This window comes from Microcoleus sp. S1D4 (assembly GCF_036700765.1).
GTDB lineage: Bacteria > Cyanobacteriota > Cyanobacteriia > Cyanobacteriales > Microcoleaceae > Microcoleus.
In genome coordinates, this window is sequence record NZ_JAUBPP010000010.1 from 160,611 (window position 1) to 182,518 (window position 21,908).

18 protein-coding genes are annotated in these 21,908 nt (G+C 46.3%); 8 read left to right on the plus strand and 10 right to left on the minus strand.

Annotated elements, in window-relative coordinates; genetic code table 11:
* Positions 1–460: 460 nt before the first annotated feature.
* Positions 461–850 carry a hypothetical protein gene (locus QT998_RS13035; RefSeq protein WP_333087293.1) on the plus strand — a complete coding sequence of 130 codons (390 nt, stop codon included), beginning with the start codon at positions 461–463 and terminating at the stop codon, positions 848–850.
* A gap of 216 nt (positions 851–1,066) precedes the next feature.
* On the opposite strand, the gene QT998_RS13040 is transcribed toward QT998_RS13035, so the two are convergent.
* From QT998_RS13040 to QT998_RS13055, 4 genes are all read right to left on the minus strand, one after another.
* Complete coding sequence (locus tag QT998_RS13040) at positions 1,067–1,921, minus strand: Hpt domain-containing protein (protein WP_333087292.1); 855 nt, start codon at positions 1,919–1,921, stop codon at positions 1,067–1,069.
* Positions 1,922–2,467: 546 nt separating this feature from the next.
* A complete protein-coding gene (locus QT998_RS13045) occupies positions 2,468–3,394 on the minus strand; it encodes a DMT family transporter (protein ID WP_333087291.1) in 927 nt (308 codons plus the stop codon).
* 1,594 nt (positions 3,395–4,988) lie between these two features.
* Positions 4,989–6,191: a murein transglycosylase A gene (gene mltA / locus QT998_RS13050; RefSeq protein ID WP_333115362.1), complete on the minus strand. Its 1,203-nt coding sequence runs from the start codon at positions 6,189–6,191 to the stop codon at positions 4,989–4,991.
* A gap of 13 nt (positions 6,192–6,204) precedes the next feature.
* Entirely contained in the window at positions 6,205–6,459 is a 255-nt protein-coding gene (locus QT998_RS13055; protein ID WP_194009230.1) for a hypothetical protein, read from the minus strand.
* Between the two features lie 678 nt (positions 6,460–7,137).
* On the opposite strand from QT998_RS13055, the gene carB reads away from it, so the two are divergent.
* Positions 7,138–10,449, plus strand: a complete 3,312-nt coding sequence (gene carB, locus QT998_RS13060; RefSeq protein WP_333115554.1) for a carbamoyl-phosphate synthase large subunit — start codon at positions 7,138–7,140, stop codon at positions 10,447–10,449.
* Between the two features lie 220 nt (positions 10,450–10,669).
* Here carB and QT998_RS13065 read toward each other — a convergent pair whose 3' ends face one another.
* Positions 10,670–10,909: a DUF6737 family protein gene (locus QT998_RS13065; protein ID WP_194009231.1), complete on the minus strand. Its 240-nt coding sequence runs from the start codon at positions 10,907–10,909 to the stop codon at positions 10,670–10,672.
* A gap of 53 nt (positions 10,910–10,962) precedes the next feature.
* The gene (locus tag QT998_RS13070) at positions 10,963–11,565 is read right to left on the minus strand and encodes a Uma2 family endonuclease (protein ID WP_333115358.1); all 603 of its coding nucleotides are present in this window, start codon (positions 11,563–11,565) and stop codon (positions 10,963–10,965) included.
* 247 nt (positions 11,566–11,812) lie between these two features.
* Between QT998_RS13070 and QT998_RS13075 the strand changes: the two genes are divergently transcribed.
* Positions 11,813–12,475, plus strand: coding sequence for a vWA domain-containing protein (locus QT998_RS13075; protein WP_194009233.1), 663 nt, complete (start codon positions 11,813–11,815; stop codon positions 12,473–12,475).
* Positions 12,476–12,579: 104 nt separating this feature from the next.
* Here QT998_RS13075 and QT998_RS13080 read toward each other — a convergent pair whose 3' ends face one another.
* Positions 12,580–12,792, minus strand: coding sequence for a hypothetical protein (locus QT998_RS13080; RefSeq protein ID WP_442921967.1), 213 nt, complete (start codon positions 12,790–12,792; stop codon positions 12,580–12,582).
* 55 nt (positions 12,793–12,847) lie between these two features.
* On the opposite strand from QT998_RS13080, the gene QT998_RS13085 reads away from it, so the two are divergent.
* The 5 genes from QT998_RS13085 (at position 12,848) to QT998_RS13105 (ending at position 19,784) form a co-directional block, all read left to right on the plus strand.
* Positions 12,848–13,627, plus strand: coding sequence for a PP2C family serine/threonine-protein phosphatase (locus QT998_RS13085; RefSeq protein ID WP_333115356.1), 780 nt, complete (start codon positions 12,848–12,850; stop codon positions 13,625–13,627).
* Positions 13,628–13,665: 38 nt separating this feature from the next.
* Positions 13,666–14,337, plus strand: a complete 672-nt coding sequence (locus QT998_RS13090) for a hypothetical protein (protein ID WP_333087285.1) — start codon at positions 13,666–13,668, stop codon at positions 14,335–14,337.
* A 151-nt stretch (positions 14,338–14,488) separates the two neighbouring features.
* Entirely contained in the window at positions 14,489–15,181 is a 693-nt protein-coding gene (locus QT998_RS13095) for a hypothetical protein (RefSeq protein WP_333087284.1), read from the plus strand.
* 563 nt (positions 15,182–15,744) lie between these two features.
* A complete protein-coding gene (locus QT998_RS13100; protein WP_333115353.1) occupies positions 15,745–17,496 on the plus strand; it encodes an NACHT C-terminal helical domain 2-containing protein in 1,752 nt (583 codons plus the stop codon).
* 170 nt (positions 17,497–17,666) lie between these two features.
* Positions 17,667–19,784: a DNA-binding protein gene (locus QT998_RS13105; RefSeq protein ID WP_333115350.1), complete on the plus strand. Its 2,118-nt coding sequence runs from the start codon at positions 17,667–17,669 to the stop codon at positions 19,782–19,784.
* A 202-nt stretch (positions 19,785–19,986) separates the two neighbouring features.
* On the opposite strand, the gene QT998_RS13110 is transcribed toward QT998_RS13105, so the two are convergent.
* The 3 genes from QT998_RS13110 to QT998_RS13120 form a co-directional block, all read right to left on the minus strand.
* Positions 19,987–20,298: a hypothetical protein gene (locus QT998_RS13110; RefSeq protein ID WP_333087281.1), complete on the minus strand. Its 312-nt coding sequence runs from the start codon at positions 20,296–20,298 to the stop codon at positions 19,987–19,989.
* A 109-nt stretch (positions 20,299–20,407) separates the two neighbouring features.
* A complete protein-coding gene (locus QT998_RS13115; protein ID WP_333087280.1) occupies positions 20,408–20,710 on the minus strand; it encodes an immunity protein TriTu family protein in 303 nt (100 codons plus the stop codon).
* Positions 20,711–20,771: 61 nt separating this feature from the next.
* Positions 20,772–21,875 (minus strand): precorrin-8X methylmutase, encoded by a 1,104-nt coding sequence (locus tag QT998_RS13120; protein ID WP_333087279.1) that lies wholly within the window; start codon positions 21,873–21,875, stop codon positions 20,772–20,774.
* Positions 21,876–21,908 lie beyond the last annotated feature (33 nt).

Sequence of the window (21,908 nt, forward strand, 5' to 3'; positions counted from 1 at the left end):
AATTTGTCCGGCGTTACCTTGGTAGTTGCTATCAAATAGGTTTTGCAATCATCTCCAGAAGTGTTCGATCGCGTAACGGCTCGATTCCTTGACTGACACTGACAATGAATCATCCGATCGTCCGCTAGTCGAAAACGATCTCGTCAAAAATCAGCCAGCAGTTGTGTTGCTGCTCCACCGGCCCGGGCATTCTAGATATTTTTGCAGACTTGGCTCTTCAGTTGCGATCGATCCCCCCTGTTAATTATGCCAGCACTTCTTGCTATTCTTCAAGAACTTTTAATAATTTTCCACAAAGTTAATTTTGTGGTAAAATATGGCGCGCTGGAAGGGGGAGAGAGATGTGTCTTCCGACCGGCCCGGGGAGGAAAATATTAAGTTAAGCTAATGATGACAGGATCTGAAAGTCAAGTTACGTTAAGCTCTCTAAGTATACCCAACAGGCCCGACAATTAGACTAATGCTCGACTTCAATACAGTTACTGAGTTTTCCCATACCTACTGCATAGGTATCTGTGCTTTTTTAGTTCCGGCAAACTTGCTGACTACTTTGCAAACAGGGATTTTGATCGGACTAAACCGACCTCGAATGCAGGTTTTGGCGTCTGCAGTTGTGGCCGGAGTTTGGGCTGCAGCAATGTTATTTCACGTTTTTACCTGGTTCGCGATCGGGGTTGTAATGCCTCCGACATACATCTTGCTAGCTATGGCGATCGCTTGTCTGACTATCAATATCTGGGCAGTGGCGCATCCTTCCAGCATGATGCAATTAATTAAATTTGCGATATCAGCTTTTAGGGGGATTTTAGAAGAAGGTAGAAGGAATAAGGAAGAAGGAATAAGTCATTAGTCATTAGTCCTCAGTGCTGTCGCATCCGAGCGAACCTACAACGTCATTAAGAAGAAGGAATAAGGAAGAAGAAAGAACTTGGCATTGGATAGTATTAACAAGGAAGAAAGAAGAATTTGATAGCGAGCTATGTCAAAAGTTTGATGGAGAATATTGATTTTTTCTAAAATATTCCTTGGTGGCTAATCCTGGTTCGCAATCTGATGTTTATAACCCTTATTCTGGTTCGCGATCGCGACAATCTTCATCTTCCGGGCCGCGGGGATGGATCGTGCAGTTGAGCACATGGCCGCCGTCGCTTCTGCCGTAATAGTAGCGACATCCGTTGCAAATTGCGGGAGGCTCGATCGCACTTTGGTAAAGCGGATAATCCGTCACCAGTAACGAAAAGTCTCGCTGAGTCTGAAAAGTCCCGATAATAGCGCCCGAGAGTTCCACAGCTTGGCGGATGTTTTCGATCCTGGTGTAAGGAGGCAGGTAAATGTCAATATAAAGGCGAATGCCATCGCCTTCTTGCTCGTGGCGAGTAATAGTACCTCGGAGCAAACCGACGCGCGACGCAATGGCGGAGGAAAATTCATCCAATGACGTGCAGTAACCGGAGAAAATGTGAATGTGTTCGTCGGTAGTAACTCTCACAGTCAGGCGAGTGGGAATCAGCACTCTCAAATAAACGTCGAGTTCGTCAAAAACCGGTTCAGCGAGGGAGAGCATTTGGTTTGCATCTTCGTGGTTGAGACCAAAAACTTTAGAAACCTTGTGCACGAGGGCTGCTAAAATATCAGATACTTCAGTTAACAGCGATTGCAGCCTGTTATCAACGGCGATCGGACATTCTCTAAGCACTTTTAAATAATCTTCCAAGCGATGGGAAATTCGCTGAATGCTGCTAAATCCGAGCATAGCAGCTCCCCCTTTGAGCGAGTGCGAGGCTCGGATAAGCTGGTGTATTCTTTGGGGAGCTTGCACAGTGTTTTGCAGGCCAAGCAAGCCTTGTTCGATAATTTGGATGTGTTCTGTGGCTTCTTCGAGAAAGTAGCCGATGACGCGCTGTAATTGTTCTGGCAGCATAATTTTATTCTCCGAATTGCACCGAAATATTATTAGTCATTAATTATTAGTCATTAGTCATTAGTCATTAGTCATTTTAGCTGCTCGCGAAGTCGAAGGCTAGTCATTCGTCATTGGTCATATCATGTTCGGTCTACGATCGTAACAAAAAAGGTTCCTAGTGCGGACTAAATTCCGCTCCCGGATTGCGGATTTTAGTCCACACTACCAACCAATTCTGCCAGGGAATTTATTCCCTGAGAGCAGGCGTATAAGTCGGTTAAAACCAACCCATTTTCTGGGTTTTTTAGTTTTTTTTTACCCAATGCGAGCTAGTCGGTAAACGAAAAATCCAAAATGTGATTAATCACAAGCCCTTGTAGGAGGGAAAGGAAAAATTAATTGCCCTCGCTGGCAATCTCCTGGCGCGTAAGTCCGAGGTAACTATCAACCTGTATGCTGTAAACTGTGGAAACTCATTGATGTGCTCCCCACTTATTTGTATTTTGTAGCTCTAATCTTTTTTATTCTGACTCGCGCCAACTGTAGTGGCAAGGCTGAGAATTCTTAACTGTTGACTGTGCTTTTTTTTGCTCCGACTGTAGCGGTTGCTACGCCAAATAGCAGTATCGCAGCACCTGCGAGTACCGCCGGCGCGGGCACTTCCCGAAACACCAAATAACCCAAAAAACTCGCCGCCACCGGTTCAAACAATACGGCAAGAGTTACTATAGTTGGGGAAATTTGCACTACGGCCCAGTTTAAAATGGTGTGACCGATTAATTGAGGCAAGACAGCCGTCAACAAAATATAAAAATATACAATGTGCGAATAATCGGTATAACGGGTGCCCAAGGCGAGGGGGAGAGGCAGCAGGACGATCGCAGCAACAGTATAGGCGATCGCAATATAACCGCCAATTCCCAGTCCCCGCCGCTGAGCTTCCCGCCCCAACAGCAGGTACAAGCTGACAACCCAGGAACCAGCCAGAGCCAGGAAATCGCCTAGGAGTTTGCTGCTACCGGCACTTTCTGCGCCCGCACTCCCCAGAGCGATCGCCATTCCCCCTGCAAGGGCTATAGTAATGCCAGCGATCGACATTTTGGTGAGTTTTTCGCCAAACCAGAAGCGCGACAACAGCGCTATCCAAACCGGAGTTGTGGTGACGAGGGCTGTCGAAGCCGCAATCGAAGTATAAGAAAGTGAGGTAATCCAGAGAGCAAAGTGCAGGGCGAGACACAAACCAGCCGCCGCAGCATAGCGCCGAGCTCCCGGTTGCAAAGAGTTCCACTGAATTTTCTGCCAAGCCGGAAGCAGAATTAAGGAAGACAAACTCAAGCGAGAAGCGGCGAGTATCAGACTGAAACCGAGGCCGCCCGCGCCTGCTTCCATGTTCGCCAGCCGAATTAAAATCGAAGAAGTTGAGACTGCCAAAACGCCGATAATTAACAATAGGGCGATCGACCAATTCTGCGGTTGTTTCGGAAAATTCATTTTTTTTAGATTAGTTATTAGTTATTAGTTACAGCACTTTGCTTGACGATTAGGTACAATGGTAGAGGTGGTAAAAAAGAGAAAAATCAAACCCTACTTCCTGGATATGCGTCAAAAGATCGTTGACACAAGGAGAAGCAGGTAACACCTCTATTGGGAAAGTAGCAGAAAGATTTCAAGTCAGCAAAAGTACCGTACAAGCAATACTAAAGCGAAAAAAAGAGACAGGAAAATTACTCCCTAGTCAGGCAAAGGGTGGTAAACCGAGCCTACTGTTTGGTCACGAACAACAGATTGAAGAGATGGTAGCTCAGTATTCAGATTACACACGCTTCAGAATACTGTGAGTATTGCCACGAAAAAACAGGAGTATGGTTGAGCGAGAGTGCCATGTGCCGACTCCTCAAAAAGCAGGAACTCACTTTGAAAAAAAACACTACGGAGCAGTCAAGCCCATAAAGAAATTAATCAAAAGAAGCGCATAGAATATTGGAAAAAAATCCGAGATGTCGAACCATAAAATCTGATATTTTTGGACAAAATGGGCGTATTGCTTGGATAATGAGGCCCAGAGATAGAAGTAAAAAGGGAGAAAGAAGCTATGATATTAAGCCATTTTATAGAGAAAGTAGGGTGACAGTAGTTGGTGCAATAAGCAATAAGAAGGTAATCGCCCTGAAGACAATGGAAAAATCTCTGAATGGAGAGAAGTTCAATAAATTTGTGCAAGAACAACTTCCAAATTATGGAAAGGAGCGGTATTAGTCATGGATAATTTGAAGGTACATAAGGTAGAGGGGATAGAAGAAATGATCGAAGCAGTAGGAGCAAGTGTGGTGTATTTATCACGCCAACTCACCGGAATTTAACCCAATCGAACATTTATGATGGGAATTAAAGGCATGGCTCAGGAGATTTGTACCTCGAAGTGTACAGATTGTGGAAAAACTCTTGGAATTGGGAGCGAAATTATGTTCCCGTCGAGCAAATCGAAAATTATTTTGCTCACTGCTGTTACTGTACCTCTTAGTCACGCAAAGTGCTGTATCAAGTTAAAGCCAACCAGAAGAAGTACCCTTCAGAATGCGATCGATGCTATGTTTCAGTTTCAAGGTGGTATTTCTGAGGTTGAACAAGAAAGAATTATCGTGGAACTTCAACGGTTACAATACATACGCATTGATGAAAATAATAAAGTGACGTATTTACAGAAAAGTCCGTGACTGTTTGAGGATCTAAAACTTAATAACTTAACCACTTCCTACACTCCTCTCTCGTGTAAGTGGCGAGATAGAAGGAGGTAAAGCCTCTGGCTCTGCATTACCAGGCAGAGTCTGGTAATATAAATTCCGGTTGCACTCCTCATGATGTTAACTGTTAACAGTCAACAGTCAACCGTCAACAGTCAACAGTGAATTTACTATTCCAATGCTGACGGATTTGATATAACGAGCAATCAAGATTCGTGACAGCCAGAAAAACTCGTGAAAAACCCGGTTTCTTGGGTTTTTGCCTCGCGCGGCGCAGTCAGAAACCGGGTTTTTTGTTAGCATCGGGAGGAACGATCGCCCCGACACAGCAAAACACTATTAATCTACTTTAAAAGCGGATAGTACAGTTCTCCTGTTGAGTTGATATAACCCGCGCGATCGCCCGCCAAATTTCCGGTTCCCATAAATACATCAACTCTCCCCGCGCCTTTAATTGCACCGCCGGTATCCTGATCCAAAACATACCGATTCACGGCATTTTGTTCGAGTTTTCCCGCCGCATTGGGATAAGGCAATTTGGTGCTAATTAATGCTAGCGCGCCGGGGGGCATTAAAGCTTTATCTGTGGCGATCGACCTTTCGGCAGTTACCGGCACTCCGATGCTGCCCGTCGGCAGTGCTCCGTTAGTGTCCCGGAAGAACACAAAGCTTTGATTTTTCGGCAAATACTTGTCCATCTCTGCCGGAAAACTGGTGAAATATGCGGTTAGTTTCGGCAATGTTAACTCCTCTAAAGTAAACTTGCCGTCCTTAACTAATTCTCGCCCTACTCCTGTATAATTGCGACTGGTTTTACCTGCGAAACCGACTGTCATCTCGCCGCCTTCTGCTAGCTGCAATCTTGCTGAACCTTGGACTTGCACGAGAAATGCTTGGAATCGATCGCGCAACCAAACTAATTCTAATCCCCGCAGCAATCCTTTGCTTCCCTGCAAAGCATCTGCACCTTCCAATTCCAATCTAGTCGGGTGAGGTTTCGACCAAGAACCGAGGTTTGGCGGCACTCGGTACAGGGGATAACGGTATTCGGAATTAGGCGTGCGAGATGCTGCATAAGTCGGTTCGAAATAACCTGTAAATGCCACTGTTCCTTTGCCGTCTTTGCCGATCGATTTGTAAAAAACAAATTCTCGCTTGACAGATTCTTGGAGTTGTGCAGGTGTAGTGGAACTGACTACTAATTGGCGGAACCGATCGAGGGAACGGCGGACTCGATCGCGCGTAATTCCTGCGACTGGATAGCGGCTGTAAGCACTTGCAGCGGCTGATGTATTGAGATAGCGGAGGCTGTTGTCGATCGACTTTAACAGCAATTGGCGATCGCCCGGTTGGCCATTTTCGCCCCAGATTTGAGCGTCAAGCCCGATCGACTCCAACTCGGTCGCCTGCAATTGATTTATACTAACTGGTTGCAGCGACGGAACTGCAACGGCGGGCACCGAAAAAGCGATCGCCAAAATACAACACGCGATCGTCAATAATTGATAGCGAACAATCTTGATCAATTTCCAATTTTCCCCAATCATTTAATAATTTTGCTTATTCCTCGTATCGTTCGATACTAGAACTAAATAGCGGTTCTACCCGAATTCCGAGAATGCTGCTAGGCCGAATTACCATGTATTCGCCTTGAATATTTTTGATCGGGACATTAACAAATTCTGACGAATCTTGTTTGGGAACCAGAGTTTTATACCACTGTTGAAAATCTTGCAGGGTTGCAAAACGGATTTCTTCGCGGTGGCCGCCCTCAAGCAGCAGGTGCACTGAATATTCGCTAGGAGTTCTAGGCATATCTGTGTTTGAGATTTTAGATTTCAAGCTTTGGGAACGATTTTATATTTTACCTCTTACTCGGCGCATTCCCCGATCTAAGCAGATTCGATGGAGCCAGAGGAGACGGCTGGCGGCGGCTTCCTGCCTTCGGTTGCGCGGTACAAGTCGCGGCCGAGGCTAGAGAGATGGCCAACTGGTAGGGTGCGCCCGCATACCGATTGACTGTGTACCTGGAGAGTGATAGCGGTGCGCCCGCACACCCTACTAGCATCGGTGAAATTTGTAGGCTGCGCCGATTAAGGTGTCAGCAAAATTTAATAATTCAGGACGCCTTGCACACCGAAACCTGGTTTCTGACTAGCCCTGCTGGCGCAACTCGCGCGATCGATCTCGCACCAGAAACCGATTGTGTATTTTAGAACACGATTCGACCGCAACACTTAAAATAGTCTGGATTTAGCGATCGACTGCACCATTTTCCCATCAATATTTCTCGTTAGCTGGCAGTATCAGCCAACCGCAGTCGCGAGGTTCCGCTTCCAAAATGCTGATAATGGTGCACAATTTCAAATTAACAACAAAACTTGCGCTGTTTTGAGTAAGCTTTTGGTGGAACAGCTCAAAAAGCCTGTTTCTAAGAGCGATGCAAAATATCAAATGTATCCTCAATCTCGTCCAATTACCAATTACGAACCTATGCCCCGTCGCCAAGACTTAAAAAAGATTCTTCTCATTGGTTCCGGCCCAATTGTCATTGGCCAAGCGTGCGAATTTGACTATTCGGGGACGCAAGCTTGCAAAGCTTTGCGAGAAGAAGGTTATGAAGTAGTGTTGGTGAATTCCAACCCGGCCACAATTATGACCGATCCCGAAACGGCCGATCGCATTTACATCGAACCTCTAACCCCAGCCATCCTAGAACAAATCATCGCCCAAGAAAGACCCCAAGCAATTTTACCGACAATGGGCGGTCAAACTGCACTAAATTTAGCCGTTGCCGTCGCTAAAAATGGCGTTTTGGAAAAATACAGCGTCGAGTTAATTGGTGCTAAATTGCCAGCCATTGAAATGGCAGAAGACAGGCTGTTATTTAAGGAAGCGATGGCGCGAATCGGTGTCGCAGTTTGTCCTTCGGGAATTGCCAACAATCTCGACGAAGCCAAAGCAATCGGCCACCAAATCGGCAGTTATCCGTTAATTATCCGTCCGGCTTTTACAATGGGCGGCACGGGAGGCGGCATTTCTTACAATCAAGAAGAGTTTGAAGAAATGGCCCAAGGTGGTATTGATGCGAGTCCGGTGTCGCAAATTTTGATCGAACAATCTTTGATCGGTTGGAAAGAGTACGAACTGGAAGTGATGCGGGATTTGGCAGATAATGTAGTGATTATTTGCTCGATCGAAAATCTCGACCCGATGGGCGTGCACACTGGCGATTCAATCACCGTCGCACCGGCTCAAACTCTCACCGACAAAGAATATCAGCGCCTGCGGGATGCTTCGATTAAAATTATCCGCGAAATCGGAGTTGAAACTGGCGGTTCTAACATTCAATTTGCCGTCAATCCAGTCAACGGAGATTTCATCGTCATTGAAATGAACCCCCGGGTTTCCCGTTCCTCCGCCTTGGCCTCAAAAGCAACCGGTTTCCCGATCGCCAAAATGGCGGCAAAATTAGCCGTAGGTTACACCCTAGACGAAATTTCCAACGATATCACCAAGAAAACTCCCGCGTCTTTTGAGCCGACAATTGACTACGTAGTGACGAAAATTCCCCGATTTGCTTTTGAAAAATTCCCCGGTTCGGAACCGACTCTGACAACGCAAATGAAGTCAGTGGGAGAGGTAATGGCGATCGGGCGCAGCTTCAACGAATCTTTCCAAAAAGCGCTGCGGGGACTAGAAACCGGCCGCGCAGGCTTCGGGTGCGACAAACCGGAAAAATTGCCGAGTTTGGAACAAATTCGCGCCGGATTGCGGACACCAAATCCCGATCGCATTTTTACAGTTCGCCATGCGATGATGATGGGAATGTCGGTGGAAGATATCTTTGAACTCACAGCAATCGATCCCTGGTTTTTGGATAAAATGCAGGAATTGTTGGAAGCAGAGAAGTTCTTGAAACGAACAACGCTCAAGCAGTTGACAAAAGAGACAATGTTTGAAGTAAAGCAGTTGGGATTTAGCGATCGCCAAATTGCTTACGCCACCAAAACATCGGAAGATCAAGTCCGCGCCTACCGCAAAGAATTGGGCGTAGTGCCGATTTACAAAACAGTCGATACCTGCGCCGCTGAATTTGAAGCATTCACACCTTATTACTATTCCACCTACGAAGCAGGAGCGGCAATTTGGGAACAGGGCGATGAAGAAAAGAAAATTTCGCCTGTCGGTCACAGTCTCGCACCGGAGTCGGAAGTTTTGCCTTCTACTAAGCGAAAAGTGATGATTTTAGGCGGCGGGCCGAACCGCATCGGACAGGGAATTGAGTTTGATTACTGTTGCTGTCACGCTGCTTATTCCCTAGGCGAGGACGGGTTTGAGACAATTATGGTCAACTCGAACCCTGAGACAGTTTCTACAGATTACGATACGAGCGATCGCCTGTATTTTGAACCGCTAACTAAAGAGGATGTTCTTAATATTATTGAGGCGGAAAATCCCGAAGGAGTAATCATTCAATTTGGCGGACAAACGCCGTTAAAATTGGCGATTCCTTTACAAAAAGCTCTCGAAAATCATCCCGACGTACAAACAAAAATCTGGGGAACTTCGCCGGATTCCATCGATACTGCTGAAGATAGGGAGCGATTTGAAAAAATTCTGCGACAGTTGGATATTCAGCAAGCCGCTAACGGTTTGGCGCGCAGTTTTGAGGATGCTTTAATCGTCGCTCAACGCATCGGTTATCCGGTGGTGGTGCGGCCTAGTTACGTGTTGGGCGGGCGAGCAATGGAAATTGTTTATTCCGATACGGAATTGGAACGTTACATGACCTACGCGGTGCTGGTAGAACCGGAGCATCCGATTTTAATTGACAAGTTCTTGGAAAATGCGATCGAGGTCGATGTAGATGCGATCGCCGATATGACCGGCAATGTGACGATCGGCGGTATTATGGAACACATCGAAGAAGCGGGAATTCACTCCGGCGACTCGGCTTGTTCCATCCCTTACCAAACCCTTTCTGAGAAAGCGGTAGAAACAATTCGCCGCCAGACAGTGGAACTAGCAAAAGCCCTGAAAGTGATCGGGTTGATGAACATTCAATTTGCTGTCCAAGGCGAAGAAGTTTTCATTTTAGAAGCTAATCCACGGGCTTCTCGCACAGTACCTTTTGTGTCAAAAGCGATCGGAGTTCCCCTAGCAAAAATCGCATCGCGAGTCATGTCGGGTCAAACTCTAGAAGCTTTAGGTTTTACTAAAGAGATTATACCAATTCAGGTTTCCGTGAAAGAAGCCGTGCTACCGTTTGCTAAGTTTCCGGGAACAGATACTTTGTTAGGGCCAGAAATGCGATCGACTGGCGAAGTCATGGGAATTGACACAGATTTTGGCAAAGCATATGCCAAAGCTCAACTCGGCGCGGGACAAGTGATGCCGTTGTTCGGAGTCGTGCTAGTTTCCATGCGCGATCGCGATAAACTAGCAGTTGTACCGGTTGTGAAGGAATTCTTAGAATTAGGTTTCAAAGTAGTAGCAACTCACGGAACGCGCAAAGTTTTGCGAGAGCAAGGTTTAGATGTATATTTGGAATTGAAACTGCACGAAGGGCGGCCAAATTTGTTGGATTCGATCAAAAATGAAAAAATCCAACTAATTATCACCACACCTTCTGGCGAAGAATCCCGCGCCGACGGAACCTTTATCCGCCGCACAGCTTTGAGTTACAAAATCCCGATTATTACCACAATCGCCGGTGCCAAAGCCACAGCAGCGGGAATTCGATCGCTCAAATCCAACCCGATGAAAGTGAAAGCAATTCAAGACTATTACCCGCAAGCGTAGAGTTATTGTAGGGCGCGAAACACTGTTCGATCGTTAGGCTATCGATCCCCCCTAGCCCCCCTTAACAAGGGGGGGACAAGAGCGTCAAAGCCCCTTTTGTTAAGGGCGAAACCGTCCACTTTTCAAAGTCCCCCTTTTTAAGGGGGATTTAGGGGGATCGAGACTTTGCTATAAACCTAGGATACTTATGGCGCACCCACAAACAGCGCACCACCAAAACCTAATCTGAATGAGAATCTAAAGCACCGCTAGACACCATCAACTTCGGCCAAACCAACAAGAAAAACCCCATCCAAGCCAATAAAGGAATCGCGACTAAAACAGTTATCCAAACAGTTTTTAACACAAACCAACTACCGCCAATCAGACTCGTGCCAGTCAAAAGAATTGACCAAGGCTGACACCACCAAGGTTTGTAGTCCCAAGCACTAATAGCTTTTTTTTCAGAAACAGATTTCATATTTTCAGTAATTTTGTATAGATTGGCGATCGGGCTATCTAGAGGAAACCAATTTAAACGTTCATCACCTCTTCGGCTGTCAGCGTTAATTCAGGAAAAGTCCGCGATACAATTCGTTCGCTGCCTTTGAACGCGCTTCTTTGATAGTTGCCCTCTGCATCCAAAAGGTGAACAAATATAGTTGGAACTTTGGGATTTCCCAGAAATTCCCTGCTACCAATTGCTAAGTAATCGACAATCCAATACTCAGGAATTCCGAGGCGCTGGTACTCGTCCAGTTTGTCGATATAATCGTCATCCCAATTTGTTGATGTTACCTCCACCGCCAATTGAATTGGTTCTCGCAACGCAGCATAAGCAGAACGGTTCGATCGCCATAAATCGCGATCGATTACGCTGACATCCGGTCTCCGCCCTTGTTCAACGCCGGCTTTATTTACAGTTTTGATAACTGGCGTGAGCCTGACAACATAATTTAAGTTTAGCCGTTTAATTTCATCTTTAAATGAGTCCGATGTAAAATCAGCAACATCATCATGATTTCTGGTGGAATTCATCTCTACAATTTCTCCATTTACCAGTTCATAGCGTCCATCTTCTGGACATTCTACAAGGAATTGGTCAAAGGTTAATTTTTTCGTGGCTGTTGCAATCATAAGATTTTCCCTTATTTTGCAGTAATACTATTAGTCTACATTACCACAGGCAGGAATGAATTTGTTTTTTTGACCGCAGATATCTAATTTTACAATCAAAAATATACAATCAAAAATCTCAAATCGATTCAGGTAAATGGTAAAATACGATCGCCAGCCGGCAGATTGAGTTAAATATGTCACCTACTGGCTAGGGTAGAAAGTAACAAACCTAGAAATCAAGCCACTCCAAGGTCAACCCCGAACCATGAGACTAGACGAAGCCGTTGAATTTGCCGAAAACCCAGAGCCGCGCTGTCCCTGCGTTTTGCTGCTGGACACCTCCGGCTCCATGCAAGGCGCAGCCATAGATGCCTTGAATGAGGGGCTGGAAGTTTTTAGGAATGACCTAATTAAAGACGAACTAGCTAAAAAGCGAGTTGAAGTCGCGATTATTTCCTTTGACAATAATATCAAAGTCGTGCAAGACTTCGTGACCGCCGACCAGTTCGAGACACCGCTGCTGACAGCCCAAGGACAAACCCACATGGGCGCGGGCATTCAGCTCGCACTAGATACCATTGCCGCCCGCAAATCCGAATACCGCAACAACGGCATCACTTACTACCGCCCGTGGGTATTTATGATTACCGACGGCGAACCTCAAGGCGAATCAGATGATGTTGTGGAAATAGCAGCACAGCGAATTAAAGAGGAAGAAACGAACAAGCGCGTGGCATTTTTTGCTGTCGGAGTTGAAGGTGCTAATATCTCCCGTCTCGCAGAAATTGTCGATCGCACTCCTGTAAAATTGAAAGGATTAGACTTTCGAGAGATGTTCATTTGGCTGTCGGCTAGTATGCAGAGAGTTTCTCACTCAAAAATTGACGAACAAGTAGCACTGCCGCCGCCCGGATGGGGAACTGTTTAGTTAGTTAGTTGTTATTGGTTAGTTGTTGGTTGTTGGTTCCTAGTTGTTAGTTGTTATTAATAAGAATGAATTCTTAAGAACTCTCTCTACAAAATGAACACAAACTAATAATTGATGATAGAGATTGTAAAGCAGAGACCCGAACTAAGGATTTTTCTTGATTCCTTTAGGGAATAGTTAAGTCTAAATTGTTTCTTGAGTCTCATAACCAATAACCAATAACCAATAACCAATAACCAATAACTGTTGACTAATAACCAATAACCAATAACCAATAACCAATAACCAATAACCAATAACCAATAACCAATAACCAATAACTGTTGACTAATGACTGTTGACTAATGACCACAGATTAATAACTAATGACTGATGACTAACGAATCTGAACTATTGAGTAATTGGCAAGTTGTAGCGGCATCCGTGACGGGTACTAGCCACGAAAAACGATCGCAGCCCTGTCAAGATGCCCACTGCTGGCGCGTCTTGGCCAACGGTGTTTTGGTAGCAGCAGTGGCTGACGGCGCGGGTTCGGCTGCACTGGCAGAAGTTGGGGCAAAAATTGCTGTAGAAGCGGTTGTCGAAATGATGTGTCAACAGGATTTGCAGCCTGAGAATGACGGCGAATGGCAGGTATTTTTGACAGCTTCTCTGCAAGTCGCGCGGGCCCAGGTGGAAGCAGAAGCGGCTGTGCGGGAAGTGCCGGCGAGGGATTTGGCTTGCACTTTAATTGCGGTTGTGGCGACACCGGAATTAATCGCAGTTGCTCAAATTGGTGATGGTGCTGCGGTTGCGGGCGATAGTGAGGGAAATGCGATCGCCCTTACTGTACCCCCTTGCGGCGAATATATCAACGAAACCATCTTTTTGGTTTCGCCAAATGCGATCGAAACAGCGCAATTTCAGGTAATGCGGCAACCGCTGCGGCACTTGGCCGTGTTTTCCGACGGCTTGCAAATGCTAGCTCTCAAAATCCCCGAAGGTACGCCCCACAAGCCGTTTTTTACGCCGTTGTTTCGGTTTTCGGGCGAACCGAAGGAAGAGTCGGATGCAAAAGAGCAGTTAGAGTCATTTTTGCGATCGCCCAGAGTTTCCCAACGCACCGATGATGACTTAACATTATTGTTAGCAAGTCTTTCTGGTGATGTCTAACATATTCAAATCTACTTAAAAAAAGCCAGATAAAAAATATGACTGCTCCACTAATTAGTGCCAGAAGTTTGTTACGAGAAGCATTTGCTAGTATGGGAACTATATACGTTCCCCACTTGATTATCGGCTCTCCCCTGTTCATATTTAGCGTGCTGAAACTTTCAGGAAAACTAGGTTCAACAAGTGTTGCTTTGAATATTATCTACTTATGTGTTTTAATTCCTTTAGTGAGGGGAGCCTTGATTTTCTACCTTTACAGAAGTTTCACAGGGAATCAAGTAACTGTGAACGAGGCTTTCCAACAAGCAAACAGGAGGTTGTTGCCCCTCATATTGGTTTTTGGTAAGTCGGCGGTGATGGTTTTTGCAGCCTCCCTTGCACTAATAATTCCAGGAGTTTATTTAGCCTGTCGCTTACTATTTGCACCTTGCGCTACCGTCATTGACAACTGCGCGGATGTGGACAGTCTTAACAGCAGTTGGCAATTAACTAAAGGACGCGAGTGGTTGCTATTTCGATCGAGCTGCTTGGTGTCATTTGTGTATTTTATTCCAGGAGTATTGATACCCATATCAATTGATCCGACAGGAATATCCCTAGCATCTAATCTCGCAGGTAAAGCAGCTCTCTTTTTAGTTGCGCCGTTGATAAATGTTTTTGGAATTTTATTGTACCTGCGCCTGCGGGAATCGGCAGCAACTATTAAATAGACATCTCCTAAAAATCAAGTTAAGGGCTGTCAGGATACCTACCCCACAACAATTGTTCGAGATGTCTAACGAGATATGAAAATTTGGCGCTGTTCTATAATAAAATCGAGGTGTAAACAATTCTGGTTTAATCTGTACAGTAGGTCGTCACTTGCAAGCACAAGATATTAAGGATAAGCTCAACTCCCTAATTAGCGCAGCAGATCGAATAGATCCGAGTTTGGCGAGAAGATTGGAGGAAATCAATCGCTGGGTAAAGGATCTTAAACCCGGTTCGCTAACTGCTAAGAAATTTGTGATGGCTTTTTTGCTGCAGCTTATCCGAGATTCTCAGGTTTGGCTGGCGGTTCAATCTCTACCTTCGGAAATAGAAAAACAAGCGGCGTTTGAGTTAATGACTCCGGGAGAAAGGTATTGGTACGGCTATTTATTTCCTAAATGGCTGAACGAAAACGATCGCAAATTTTACATCTGGAAACAAAAACTCAAGGCTGGTGAATTCGATCCGGCTGACGATATAGTGATTCGGGCGATCGCATCCCGGATTGTGGAACGCCAAGGCAGTTTTTTGTATCGCTATGTTGCCGATCTTTCTATGGCAACTGATTCGATCGTTAGCAACCGCCAACAGCAGCCCCTCTGCATTCAAGTCACTACTCTTTCTGATGAGTTTTCCGAACAAAAATATCAAAAATGGCAACAGACTCTTCAAGATTGGGGGATTGACAGAGGATTATTTTTAAGTTATGATAGAAACGATGCAAATTTCCTGAACCAGTTAGTTAACATTGCATTATATAATAGTGATAATTTGCCCCCAGGTCGTTACCTGAAGTTCCCGTAAATCTACCAAATCTGCTGCTGAGAATAGTTCGACTCCTAAAAACTCGGTGAAGAAGAAATTTTGAATTGCCTCATATATTCCACAACTCTAGACGGTCAAAATCTAAGCCTCAGTTCGCTTCTCTTGTCCGGGAAGACTGCGCCAAGATTTTTCCTCCCATTTTCTGTTTCCGGGAGGGGTATTCTGCCAGACTGCGGCCACAGGCATAGCTGTCAATTTAATGTCAAACTTAGTATGGGTCTGCTGTTTGATTATTAGGCCTTGGATCGCCCTGGCCCCTCCAATCTATCGGGGGGACAAGAGTTTTTTATTGCGTCCTCCACTTAAGGGGGATTGAGGGGGATCGAGATTCGGGTATAAACGAAAAATACAAAGGTTTTTAAGCGATTGTTGACATCATGAAGGGCAACAGGCGATCGATACGAATGCTAAGCAACGGGAAGATTTACCGCAGCAATCAATAGCGGTAAGGTTCCTAATTTGCACCCTAAGAAAGATAGAGATTTGATTGTATCGCAGTGAAATTGTTGGAAATAAAATCAAATTACATCAAAATCAATACTATGACAGTACAAGGTACAAGCACCGTTGAAAGCAACTTGCAAAAAGTCTTGGAAGAACTGGAAGCAGCGAGGAAAATGCAGGATGATTGGATGGATCGCGGGGTAGATTTTGTTGATTTGTACGTGGAAGATGCAGGCAGTGATTGGTTGGAAAAATGGGATGAATGTGAAAAAGAATTAAAGCAGATAAAAATTCAAAAGGTAGATGTTGAAGCAGTCAAAGCAGCGATCGACCTGCAGGACTTCGGGCAAACCGAACTGCTGGAAATTGCCTTGACTAGCCGCTGGCAGCTAGGCAACAAGTGCGATCGCCAAACAGGGAAAGAGGTGAAGCAGCAACGGCTGTCACTCCTAGGCGGAGCGATTTTTGATGCTGTTGTTACCGACTACCTGTACCGCACCTATCCCGATCTGAACTGCGATTATATAGCAACGCTAAAAAGTCGTTTAGCAGACCAAAAAAAAATTGCCGAATTAGCACAAAATTTAAAATTGAGCGAATTTGGTCGGCCTGTCGGTAACTGGAAAGAAACAGACAATGGCGAGTATAATAATTTTTTGTCTCAGACTTTTGAGGCATTGTTTGGGGCGATTTACTTGGAGTTCGATCGCAATTTTTACCGTGCGGGTAAATGGCTGATTGAACGATCGATCGAAACAACTCTCAGCCAGCATATCGACCTAACTCAGCGCCCCGAAAGCGCGCCAGAGAACGAACTAAAGCGGCGGGAAATCCTGGGTGCGGCGATTCTAGAGGCGATCGCGATCGACTATCTGTACAACCGCTTTCCCGAACGTAACAGCAGCCAGCTAACTCACTGGAAAAATCTGTTAGCCGCCAAAGAGATTTTCCCCAAAGACTTTAAGGCAAAATTAGGCAGTCATTACTTGGAATTGGACAGCAATTTCTCGCGTACCCGCGACTGGTTGGTGGATAATTTTATCAAAACTGCAGTTGACGAACTAATAGAGGAAACCGACACTCAACCAGAATATCTGATTGACAGTGCCAACCCGGAATCGCTACCAGAATTTGTCAGCCGCATTGCAGACAAAAAGTGGAAAAATGAATTTTTGAGAGTCGCCGGCATTTTGCAACCTGCTGACGAACTTGTGCTGCTAATGCAAGAAAAAATTGACAGTATGGCAGCGAAAGATCAAACCTTGCAGCAGTTGCTAATCTGGGCTAATCAGAAGTCGGTGTTAGTGGGAAATAATTTGAATAAAGGGGAAATTCGGGCTTTTTATGTAGCCTTGGTTTGTGTCTTAGATTTGACTTTGACTCGCGTCCTCGAACCAAGTCTCGATTTTGATAAATCGAAATTTTGCAAGTTGCGAAATTGTTTGGCAAAAGCGGGACAAGATGTGGAATTTGCGGAGAATATCGGGATGCGAAAACTGGAATTTGACGAGGATTTGACTGGTGTATTGGTGGGGATATTGGGGCTGAATATTGAACCGGAACTCAAACAACTGCTGCAACAATTTCAGCATCAGATGCCAGATTTGCAAAATTGGAAAAAGTGGCGGAAAGAGTACGGCAAAAGTTGGCTGGCAAAATTTAAGAGCGCGATCGGCTACAATTTAGATTTTCGCCCCCAACAAAAAACCTTGCTGAAACAGTATTACTACGCCTACAACTTGCTGGTGGAATGCCTCAACACCGATAATTGTCAGGTGACACCCGCCGTCAAACAAAAAATTGAGGATAAGATGTTATTGTCCGTGGATTTGAAGCTGATTCACGTCTAATTTGCATGGGAGGGGCGAGACACCCTTCCCACGAACAACCACAATAAAATTGGTTCGATCGTTCGGACTTCAGTCCGGATCCAAGGACGCTTCTGTACCACTACCGCAAATCTAAAATCTAAAATCTAAAATCTAAAATCTACTAATCCTCTATCCCCTAACGGAATTCTATGCAGTTGCAGCGCCAATTTAGCGGACAACTGATTGCGATCGACAGCAACAGCGCGATCGCCAGCGGCGGTGAAGGTCGCATCTACCCGATCGCCCAAGATCCATCCCTAGTAGCAAAAATCTACCACAAACCGACAGACGAAGACGGCGACAAACTCACAGTCATGTTCAGTATGCCGCCGGATGCGCCGATCGCCGAACCGGGACACGCCTCAATAGCTTGGCCAGTCGATTTGCTGCATACTGTCGGCGGGCGCGAAAAAATCGTCGGTTTTGTGATGCCGCGCGTCAAGAAAGTGATGCCAATACACACTTTCTACACTCCCAAAACCAGGCGCGAACAAAAACCGCTATTTAGCTATCTTTACCTCCACCGCACCGCCCGAAATCTCGCCTCGGCGGTAAACGCCCTCCACGTCAGGGGTTACGTCATCGGCGATGTGAACGAGTCGAACATTCTCGTGACGGATACGGCTTTGGTAACGCTGGTAGACACCGATTCGTTTCAAGTGCGCGATCCTTATACGGGTTACGTTTATCGGTGTCCCGTGGGGAAGCCGGAGTTTACGCCGCCGGAATTGCAGGGACAGACTTTTCGGGATATTGATCGAGCCCCAGAGCACGATTTGTTCGGTTTAGCGGTGCTAATTTTTCAATTGCTGATGGAAGGTACGCACCCGTTTTCGGGGGTTTATCTCGGTAGCGATGAACCGCCGCCTTTGGAAGCGAGAATTCGATCGGGCCATTTCCCCAGCGGTACCAAACGGATACCCTACCGCCCGATGCCCGCAGCGCCGCCCTTCGATATGCTGCAGCCGAGGCTGCGACAGATGTTTATCCGCTGTTTTGAGGAAGGACACCTCAATCCGGCGGCGCGCCCGGATGCGAAAACTTGGGTGAATGCGATTCGGGAAGCGGAAGATGCTTTAGTTACTTGCAGCAAAAACTCTCAGCATAAATACGGAAATCATTTGAGTCGGTGTCCTTGGTGCGATCGGGCAAAACTCCTCAAAGGCCGCGATCCGTTTCCTTCGCGACAAGCAGTCAACAACGGATTGCACTTGCAGCCAGCCAAAACCAAGCGTAAAAAGCCCCAACCCACAGCGCCTGTGAGGGACACCGCACCGCGCCGTCAATACTCCTCAACGGGGCTGCCGCGCCAACTAGGCCAGTACGCAGTGCCGCTGTTACCGATGCCGATGTCTTCTCGGAGTCGGACTCCTGGGGCGAGGGCTCCGGTGGGCAAGTTGGAGCGCATTGTTCGGGATGCTGGTTGGGGCGGTGTTTGGGGTACTTTGTGTTTGGCGGCGGCGGCGGGGGTTTTTTCGGCTGTGGCCCAGGGCGGCGGCGCGATTTTGGGGGCGATTTTTGTCGGTTCGATTTGGGGAAGTTTTTTTGGGATGATTTGGGGGATTTTTACTTTGCCGCCGAACCAGATTTGGCGGAAGTGGGGAGGGGTTTTGGTGGGGACTCTGTGGGGGGCTTTCTTTTTGGCTGCGATCGGCGGTGCGGTGTTTGGGGTGATGAGTGAAAATCCGGCGATCGGGCAGGGAATTTTGTCCGGCGCGGGGGTTGGTATGGTGTGGGGCTTTGTTTGGGCTGTTTGCAAGCCTCCTCTGGCGATGCCTGTGGGGAGGACGTGGGGCCGGCGGGGAGCGTATTTAGGAGCGGTTTGGGGAGCGTTTGCGGGTACTGTGGCTGGTATTTTGTTGGGGGCCGGCCTGGTGGTTTGGCAGCAATATAGCGGGCAGATGCGGCCGGTGAACGAGTTTGCGAGTTTGTTGCTGGCTGTGGCGATCGTGGCGGCGGGTGTGGGTGCTGTTGGGGGTGTGGTTTCTGGTAGTTTGTTGGGTGTTTGCGGGTTTTCGCCGAAGCTGCCGGTGTCGTTTCAGCCTTCGGGTTGGAGGGGTGGAACTTTGGGGGCGATTTGGGGCAGTTTTTTGGGGACTTTTGCGGGTGCTGTGTTGGGGGCGGGGGTGTCTGCGATGTTTCCGGCTTTGGGCGCTGGGGTGCCGATGCAGTTTGCGCCTGTCGCGGGGGCGATCGTGGGGGCTGGTTTGGGGGCGATTTGGGGTGTGGTTTCGGGTGCTGTTTGGGGGGCGTTGGGAAAATGGTGAAGGAAGAAGCAACGATGTAAATTTGCAACCGCAGAAAGGAGAATTTGATTTGTACGCTGTTGTTCGCGATTTAGTGGTTGAATGAGCTGCCATTCGGCGTCTGTTCAGTGCTAAGGCTAGTTACAGCGTATTCCAGTTTATGAAATGTAGGGACACGGCAATGCCGTGTCCCTACGGTGAGCTAACGATCGCGCGGTGTACTTCATAAATGTGGAATCTGCTGTATTATTTCCCTACAGGCTTCTATTATTTCCTCTTTTACTAAAGAAATATATTCATTTTTTTCTGTATCTAATCTTGACAACGCTTCTGAAGCCCATTGTTTTCTTTCTGCGGGGACAATAGGAAAAATATCTGTCTCGGAATCTATTCCTCTTAATACAAAGAAGGCTTCAGGTGGCTCTGCTAATTCACGTTGAAGATGCACTAATGTACGACATCCATCTAATAAATCTATTTCTTGGTTAATGATATTGGTAGCAATTTTGATGATTTTAGCCTTTATTTCTTCCATTTTTTTAATTCCTCACATCTGGATAGATCGTAATTTTGGGTGCGAGTTTTTGACCAGTTACAATATTTTTATACAAATGAGTTTCAATATGTATATATTTAACTCCTTTTCAACAAATGTTTAAATTCAAAATATTGAAGAAGTTTTCACAAGCTTTGCTGAAGTTAAAATTCGCCTGAATCTTTAAATATTCATCAAACACCATTTTTTCTGAAACAACATCTATAATTTCTAGTTGAGAATCTCCCGATTCCCATAGTGTTATTCGAGCGATATAATTATCAGAATCTAAGTCCAAGCGTAGACTTTGTTGAGCTACATCTGACGGAGATTTTACGATCTCTAATTGATAACCCCAGTTTTCAATTTCCTGACGTTTGTCCTGAATCCAACTTTCAAATTGATCTAACATAAATCTGAACAAACTCTTTAATGTAACTTTGTTGCTGTGTGAGTTATATTTGTTGCCTTAGTCACTTGAGATGACAGTGGCAATTCGGCTTTTCAATCAAAGACTCAACCAAAGCATTCAAAGCCACCGCCGCCAATAAACCACCGCCAAAAGTTCCCACCGTCGTAATATAAGGAACGCCCGATCGCACTAACCGCCGTTTCGCCACCGGAGAATGACTAAACCCGATCGGCATTCCAATCACCAAAGCCGGTTGCAGTTGCCCGTTCTCGATCGCCTCGCACACCGCCATCAGCACAGACGGCGCATATCCTATCACCAATATACATTTTTTTTCCAATTTCAACAACTTTTCAAACCACTCACGCTCAGCCCAAAATTCCTGTTCAGCTTCCGCCGCAGCATTGATGTGCGGATCGTCAATTAAAGTTGCAATACTTATTCCCAAATGCGCCAATCTTGTGTGATCCAAAGCCGCAAACACAGGCGGCACATCAGCGACAATTTGACATTGATTTTTCAAAGCTTCCCGCGCCGATTTAATCGCCGTTTGGCTCAACTTCACAAACGGCAACAGCGAACAATCACCGCAGGCTAAAACCAGTTTAGAAAGCAAGTCTACCTCAATTTCCGAGCGATCGCTCAAATCCGGCAACAAATGCTGCAACGACTCCCCAAACGCCTCCGGGTGAGTGTGCGCCCCCGCATCCCAACCCTCCCAAAGTTGTTCCAACTGTCCCAACTCCCCGTCAGTTTGCGCCTGCAACAGCCTCAATTGCGCCAGTGCGCCCGCTTGCACCGCTTGACAGGAAAGATCCCGCCCCAGCAATCCTTCCAGTGCACAAGCCGTTTCTCGGAGGCGAACAATCTGCTGAATTACCGACAGATATTGCTGTTGCAAAGCCGCCACCAGCGCGTCAGGAGAAGCATCCGCATCAGTTTCTAGCAATTTGCGAATGTGAGACAGTTGAAAGCCTTGTTGCTTGAGTGCGACTATTCTTTGAAGTCTTTGCACGTCGCTGCGGGTGTAAAGTCTGTAGTTAGAGGTCGATCGCACGGCCGGAGATAGCAGCCCCAAAGCGTGATAATGCCGCACCATCCGAGGCGTAATTGTGCCTTTTACCGCTTCAGTAAGTTGTTTGATTGTCAGGTATTCTTGTTGCACAACACCAATTCTGCAAACTAGGACTAAATCTTC

Bases quoted from the DNA above. Each gene is read 5' to 3' on its own strand.
- QT998_RS13115 (WP_333087280.1), bottom strand. From the start codon at position 20,710: ATGTTAGATCAATTTGAAAGTTGGATTCAGGACAAACGTCAGGAAATT.
- QT998_RS13105 (WP_333115350.1), top strand. From the start codon at position 17,667: ATGCAGTTGCAGCGCCAATTTAGCGGACAACTGATTGCGATCGACAGC.
- QT998_RS13045 (WP_333087291.1), bottom strand. From the start codon at position 3,394: ATGAATTTTCCGAAACAACCGCAGAATTGGTCGATCGCCCTATTGTTA.
- QT998_RS13040 (WP_333087292.1), bottom strand. From the start codon at position 1,921: ATGCTGCCAGAACAATTACAGCGCGTCATCGGCTACTTTCTCGAAGAA.
- QT998_RS13100 (WP_333115353.1), top strand. From the start codon at position 15,745: ATGACAGTACAAGGTACAAGCACCGTTGAAAGCAACTTGCAAAAAGTC.
- QT998_RS13070 (WP_333115358.1), bottom strand. From the start codon at position 11,565: ATGATTGCAACAGCCACGAAAAAATTAACCTTTGACCAATTCCTTGTA.
- QT998_RS13075 (WP_194009233.1), top strand. From the start codon at position 11,813: ATGAGACTAGACGAAGCCGTTGAATTTGCCGAAAACCCAGAGCCGCGC.
- QT998_RS13085 (WP_333115356.1), top strand. From the start codon at position 12,848: ATGACTAACGAATCTGAACTATTGAGTAATTGGCAAGTTGTAGCGGCA.
- carB (WP_333115554.1), top strand. From the start codon at position 7,138: ATGCCCCGTCGCCAAGACTTAAAAAAGATTCTTCTCATTGGTTCCGGC.
- QT998_RS13035 (WP_333087293.1), top strand. From the start codon at position 461: ATGCTCGACTTCAATACAGTTACTGAGTTTTCCCATACCTACTGCATA.
- QT998_RS13065 (WP_194009231.1), bottom strand. From the start codon at position 10,909: ATGAAATCTGTTTCTGAAAAAAAAGCTATTAGTGCTTGGGACTACAAA.
- QT998_RS13055 (WP_194009230.1), bottom strand. From the start codon at position 6,459: ATGCCTAGAACTCCTAGCGAATATTCAGTGCACCTGCTGCTTGAGGGC.
- QT998_RS13090 (WP_333087285.1), top strand. From the start codon at position 13,666: ATGACTGCTCCACTAATTAGTGCCAGAAGTTTGTTACGAGAAGCATTT.
- mltA (WP_333115362.1), bottom strand. From the start codon at position 6,191: ATGATTGGGGAAAATTGGAAATTGATCAAGATTGTTCGCTATCAATTA.
- QT998_RS13110 (WP_333087281.1), bottom strand. From the start codon at position 20,298: ATGGAAGAAATAAAGGCTAAAATCATCAAAATTGCTACCAATATCATT.